At 64.2% G+C, this 4,349-nt stretch carries 3 protein-coding genes; 1 reads left to right on the plus strand and 2 read right to left on the minus strand.

Features of this window, described 5'->3' with window-relative positions; translation table 11 throughout:
- Positions 1–104: 104 nt before the first annotated feature.
- On the plus strand, positions 105–1,244 hold the full coding sequence (locus tag HMPREF1155_RS08745) for a diguanylate cyclase (RefSeq protein WP_155999303.1): 1,140 nt from the start codon (positions 105–107) through the stop codon (positions 1,242–1,244).
- Between the two features lie 171 nt (positions 1,245–1,415).
- Here HMPREF1155_RS08745 and HMPREF1155_RS08750 read toward each other — a convergent pair whose 3' ends face one another.
- A complete protein-coding gene (locus tag HMPREF1155_RS08750; protein WP_009079504.1) occupies positions 1,416–3,791 on the minus strand; it encodes an acetyl-CoA carboxylase carboxyl transferase subunit in 2,376 nt (791 codons plus the stop codon).
- 30 nt (positions 3,792–3,821) lie between these two features.
- On the minus strand, positions 3,822–4,349 hold a 528-nt coding region (gene fabZ / locus HMPREF1155_RS08755; RefSeq protein ID WP_238319178.1), incomplete at its 5' end, for a 3-hydroxyacyl-ACP dehydratase FabZ.

Genomic DNA, 4,349 nt, shown 5'->3' on the forward strand with positions numbered 1-4,349 from the left:
GATGGATAGCGTACAATGTGTGCCGGGAGAATGCATGGAAATGCGCACCGAAGCGGATCGATATCGGCCGCCGTGCGCGTTCGATATCGGAATCCGGGGAGTTCATGGATCGATCACAAACCACGCAGCAGGGAAGCGATTCCATACGGGTCCTTCTCGGTATCAATCGTCTCTCCGATTACGAACGCTGGTTCATTCTGGATTCGAACATGCATGTCGGCATCGCGTTCGCCGGCGTGCTCATGGCGCTCGAGGCGTTCATGTTCATCAACAGCTTTGCCCTCTCGAGCCGCCCTGGTGCGATCGAGCATACCGGCATCGCTTGGATCATGCATCATCGCATCGGCTACGCAACGCAGTTCATGAGCGCGGCCATCCTTCTCGGCGTCAGCCTTCGCCATGTCCTAGTACAACCATGCAGCCATGTCGTCCAAATATTCGCCCTCGCGCAGTGCCTGGGAATCATGCTCGTGCTCGGCACGTACGCCGCATGCGTCGATGTGTTCCGTGGAAACGGCCTCTACGCGCTTATTACCCAGATCGTCGCCCTCACCTGCATCTTCGTGATCCGTCCCGCGATCACCGTTCCCCTCACCCTCGTATCCATCGAGATATGCTTCATGTTCGCGAGCTACCGCGGCGCGCTTTCCCACGGCCTGATCGTGAATCTGAGCATGTTCTTCGCGTTCATCGTGATCGCCGCGTGCGTGCGCTATCTGTTCGCCGTGCAGAACGCTCAGCGAAGCGAGGCGCTCCTGCGGCAGTCCAAAACCGATTCGTTGACGCGCGTCGGCAACGTCCGCCTGCTCAGGGAGGAAACCCTCGAACTCGTAGGGAGCACGGCCACGATCACGATCCTCGATCTCAACGATTTCAAGTCATGCAACGATCGCTGCGGACACGACATAGGCGATCGCGTGCTTATACGCGTCGCAGACGGGCTCGTCCAATCGTTCGGGGATGAAGGACGCTGCTATCGCATGGGCGGCGACGAGTTCATCGTGACGTCGACGACCCTTTCATACGCCGAGCAGAACGCCCGGCTGCTTAGCGCCCAGGAATTCGCGCGCAAAGCGATCGCGGACGAGGGCATCTGCCCGAAGGACATGGATATCTCGTTCGCGTTCGGAACCATCACGAGGCACATCGCGACGACCCGAGATCTGCGCAAGCTCGAGCGCGACGTCGACCGCCTCATGTATGTGGCGAAGAAATCTGGGACGACCCCCCCCCCAGGCTCTTGACGACAGGATCGAAGAGGGCCTTCCGCGTGCGTAATGCGAGATGGATAATCTGGGCCCTGCGTTCCGCACGTCGAATCGCCTTTCCAACCGACGCGGATCGATGCGCGGTCCGCGGGATGCCGATCCGCAAGATGGATGCAGAGGATTCTTCGGAATGGGTCCTGATGGGGCCTAGAAGGCGCGATACCGTCCGTATCGCTGCGTGACCAGCTCGTCGGCGGACAGGTCGGACAGGTCTTCGAGCGCACGCTCCACGAACGCGGTGACGCCGCGCGCCGCATCCTTCGGATTCTCGTGTGCGGGAGCCGGCCCTTCGGACAGCACGTCGTCGGCCACGCCTAGATCGCGCGCCTCCTCGGCGCTCATGCGCATGACGGCGGCGGCTTCGGCGGCGCGCGAGCGGTCCTTCCAAAGGATGGAAGCGAACCCTTCGGGTGACAGCACCGAATACACCGCGTGTTCCTGCATCGCGACCCTGTTGCCCATGGCCAGCGCGAGCGCGCCGCCTGAACCGCCCTCCCCCACGACGACGCTGACGATCGGAACGCGCAGCCCCGCCTGGGAAACGAGGTTGTCGGCGATGGCGTTGCCCTGGCCGCGTTCCTCGGATTCGGCCCCGCAGTACGCGCCCTGGGTATCCACCAGGCACACGACCGGACGTCCGAACTTCTCCGCCTGCTTCATCAGGCGCAGCGCTTTGCGATATCCCTCGGGTTGAGGGCATCCGAAGTTGCGCGCGATGCGCTGCGTGAGGTCGGATCCCTTCTCCTGCCCGATGATGGTGACGGCGCGACCTCCTATCCATCCTATGCCTCCGACGATGGCGCCGTCGTCGCCGAACGCGCGATCGCCATGCAGCTCCACGAAGCCGCGCACCATCGATGCGATGTAGAACAGCGAGGTCGGACGATGGATATTGCGGGCAAGCTGCACGCTTTCCCATGCCTTGCCGCCCGTATGCCCTCCTTCGACGGGTTTTACATCGGGAGCATCGGCCAAGCCCTGACGGCGCAGCGCGCGCTGCACGTCGTTCGCGCCGCCTGCGATGCCGTCGAAGATCCCGCGGATGCGCCCCATCAGACCCGTCGATCGCCCCTGCGTATCATCGAGCGCCTCCCGTTTGCGCTGCACGGGCGTGCCGCAAAGCGCCGTCTCCACCGCCTCGAACGTCGGCGCCTGACGGCTCCCATCGGCGCAGGGAGCGGCGGCAGGCTTTCCGCCGTCCGAGGCGGCGACGCACGCCCTGGGACGCGATGCATGGATCGCCAGGATATGGGCGAGGCGGTGACGCAGAGATGCACGCGGCACGATAGCATCGATGAGCCCATGCGCAAGCGCGAATTCCGCCGTTTGGAAGCCTTCGGGCAAGTCCTTGCGAATCGTGTCCTGGATCACGCGCCTTCCTGCGAACCCGATGAGCGCATGGGGCTCGGCAAGGATGATGTCGCCTTCCATCGCGAACGATGCGGTCACGCCGCCCGTCGTCGGATCGGTGAGCACCGACACGTAGAGCAGACCGGCGCGCCCATGGCGCTCGATCGCCGCAGATACTTTCGCCATCTGCATGAGCGATGCCAGGCCTTCTTGCATGCGCGCACCGCCCGAAGCCGTGAAGATGACCGCAGGCAGACGATCGTCGGTCGCGCGCTCCACCGTGCGCGTGATCTTCTCCCCCACGACCGAGCCCATCGATCCCATCATGAACGACGGCTCCATGACGGCAAGCGCGACCGGCATGCCCGCGAGCAGCGCCTTGCCGCAACGCACGGCCTCGGACCTGCCGCTGCGCGTGCGCGCCCGTTCGAGCGTCGATTCGTATCCCGGAAAGTCGAGAGGGTTTCGCTCCTCGATGCCGTCGAACCATTCCTCGAACGTTCCTTCGTCGAAGACCTGGGCGATGCGTTCGTCGGAATCGAGACGATAGAGTCCCTGGCACGTCGGGCACACGCCGCCCGCCTCCATGACGAGCGCACGGTCATGCGACAGCCCGCAGACCGGACAGGCGCTCCAGACGGGATCGCGATCGAGCGCGGCCGTCGGGTCGAATTCGACGCGAACCCAGATTTCGAGCGATTTGTCGTTCGCGAAGGGCGTAAGCGCAAGCGCGCCGGCCTTATGCATGATCGCGCGCGCGAGAGGGCTCACGCAGGCGTCGCGATGCGCGAAGAGCACCGTTTTCGCGCCGCTTTCGGCAAGCGCGGATTCGAGGCAGCATTCGTTCGAGAACAAGCGCTCGTCGAACGCTTCCCCGATGACGCACGGCTCGGCGATGCCCCCGTAGGTGAACGCCTTGCGCTTGTCGGCGGTCGCCGTGGCGAAGACGGCATCGGCGCCCGCCTTCTTGCAGGCACGCGCAACGGCCTTGGCGGCGTTGCCGAAACCGACGATGAGCACGCTGCCCGAGCCGGGAGCGGCAACGCTTGAAAGCCGATAGATGACCTGGGCGCGAGGTTCCCTGCCTTCGACGGACACCGCGACGGCGGATGCGTCGCGCGCACCCTGGCCGTCGAGGGCTATGGTTACGTAATCAGTGCGATTCGATGCCATGATGCTTCCTTCAAACCTACCGAACGGCCGTTACCCTTGACGCGCGATGACGTATTTCTGCGTCGCTTGCGCAGCCAGCACGTCTCCGACATACGCCGAGACGTCGGCCACGGCCATACGTGAAGAATCGCGTATGATGCGGACTTCGAGGCGCACCGTGTCTCCGGGATGCACCTGGGCGCGGAACTTCGCTTTATCGATGCCGGTCAGAAAGCCGATCGTGCCGGCCCGGCCCCGTCCGGACAGCACGCAGCACGACGCCGCCTGGGCAAGCGCTTCCATGAGAATGACGCCTGGAAGCACGGGGTGGCTGGGAAAATGGCCGGCAAACAGCGGCAACGCCGGATCGACATCGAGTTCGGCCGTAATCGAGACGCCGGGCTCGCACGCAAGGATGCGGCTCACCCATATGAACGGATCGCGATGCGGCAGCAGCGCCTCGACGCCTGCGCGGCCGCAGGGAAACGAGACGGCGGGTTCCGAAGCGGGTTCCGAAGCGGGTTCCGAAGCGGGTTCCGAAGCGGGTTCCGAAGCGGGTTCCGAAGCGGGTTCCGAAGC

This window comes from Slackia sp. CM382, assembly GCF_000293015.1.
GTDB classification, from domain to species: domain Bacteria; phylum Actinomycetota; class Coriobacteriia; order Coriobacteriales; family Eggerthellaceae; genus Slackia; species Slackia exigua.

Coding starts and splice junctions, on each gene's coding strand:
- HMPREF1155_RS08745 (WP_155999303.1), top strand. CDS start 105: ATGGATCGATCACAAACCACGCAGCAGGGAAGCGATTCCATACGGGTC.
- HMPREF1155_RS08750 (WP_009079504.1), bottom strand. CDS start 3,791: ATGGCATCGAATCGCACTGATTACGTAACCATAGCCCTCGACGGCCAG.